This window comes from Pseudomonas sp. RW407, from assembly GCF_003176655.1.
Lineage (GTDB): Bacteria > Pseudomonadota > Gammaproteobacteria > Pseudomonadales > Pseudomonadaceae > Pseudomonas > Pseudomonas delhiensis.
Genome location: NZ_QGSL01000041.1, coordinates 1 through 1,447 on the forward strand (window position 1 = coordinate 1; position 1,447 = coordinate 1,447).

A 1,447-nucleotide genomic window follows, 5' to 3' on the forward strand; every position below is an offset into this window, starting at 1 on the left:
CGAAAAGCCCGCCCCAAGGCGTAATGCTGTTCACTTAAGCATTTGAGCCACGGCAGGTGTTCCCCAAGAATCCGGTGCCAGACTTCTGGCATCGGATTTTTTATGTCTTTCCAACAGCACCTGCTCGATCTGGGCGACCTGTTCAACTTCTCCGACCTGAGCACCTTCACCCAGAACATTCCAATCGAGTGGGTGGAGTCGGCACTGCATCTTTCCTCACAGGCCAGCATTCGGCGGCGGCGTCTGCCTACCGATCAGGTGCTCTGGCTGGTACTGGGCATGGCGTTGTTCCGCGATGAGCCCGTCCATGAAGTGGCCAGGCGCCTGAATATCTGCGCTCAGGGCCTGGCTTCCGACCACCTGCTGGCGAGAAGTGGTATCAGCCAAGCCCGTAAGCGGCTCGGCGCCGATCCGGTCGAGTGGTTGTTCCGCAAAACCGGCAAGCAGTGGGGGTGCGAACGCTATGACGGAGACAACTGGCAGGATCTGCGGGTCCTGGCGGTGGATGGCGCACTCCTGCGCACCCCGGACAGCACTGAACTGCGCAAGCATTTCGGTTCCGGCAACACCGCCACCGACCGCCAGACGCCGTTTCCCATGATGCGCCTGGTTGCGTTGATGAACGTACGCTCGCACGTGATCCTGGATGCCCAGTTGAGCCCCTACCGGCGCAGTGAAATGCGTTTGGCCGACGAGTTTCTTCAGCAAATCCCCGATCACTCGGTAACCCTGTTCGACAAGGGCTTCTGGAGTGCCGATTTGCTGTTGGGCGTCGCCACGACGGGGGCGAACCGCCACTGGTTGATCCCGGCTCGCAAGGGCCTGGTCGGTGAAGAACTGGTCCGTTACGGCAAGCGTGATCGCCTGCTGCGCATGAAGGTGTCGGCACAGGCTCGAAAGCGTAACCCGGCGCTGCCGGCCTACTGGGAGGTACGTGAAGTCAGCTACGAACGTCAGGGCAAGCTGAAAACCGTGCTGACCTCTCTGCCAGCCGAGCGCTACAGCGCCAAGGCCGTTGCCGATCTGTACCAGGAGCGCTGGGAGATCGAACTGGGCTTCCGAGATATCAAGAGTTCCCTGCAACAGAACGCGGTCACCCTGCGCAGCAAGAAGGTTGAGCTGATCTATCAGGAAGTCTGGGGGTTGCTGCTGAGCTACAACGTCATTCGCCGTGAGGCGAGCCAGGCGGCGGTAGCGTTCGGCCGTTCCGCATCCGAGATACGCTTCAAGCCGGTGGCTCATTACATCGCCGTTCAACTGATCGTGATGGCAGCAGCCAATCCGATTTCCGCCACTGGAAGGCGCCTGGCGGAGTTGCGGGCCGGGATCGGCGGGCTATTCCTGGATCGCCGCCCAAGGCCGGCAAGACCAAGGGCGGTGAAGATTTCGAAGACCCGCTATCCGGTGAACCGCAATGCTGCTCCGCTTAAGTGAACAGCATTACGCC

At 60.7% G+C, this 1,447-nt stretch carries 1 protein-coding gene; it reads left to right on the plus strand.

Annotated elements, in window-relative coordinates; translation table 11 throughout:
• Positions 1-102: 102 nt before the first annotated feature.
• Entirely contained in the window at positions 103-1,434 is a 1,332-nt protein-coding gene (locus DK254_RS05720; RefSeq protein WP_109932575.1) for an IS4 family transposase, read from the plus strand.
• Positions 1,435-1,447: the final 13 nt, after the last annotated feature.

Coding starts and splice junctions, on each gene's coding strand:
- DK254_RS05720 (WP_109932575.1), top strand. CDS start 103: ATGTCTTTCCAACAGCACCTGCTCGATCTGGGCGACCTGTTCAACTTC.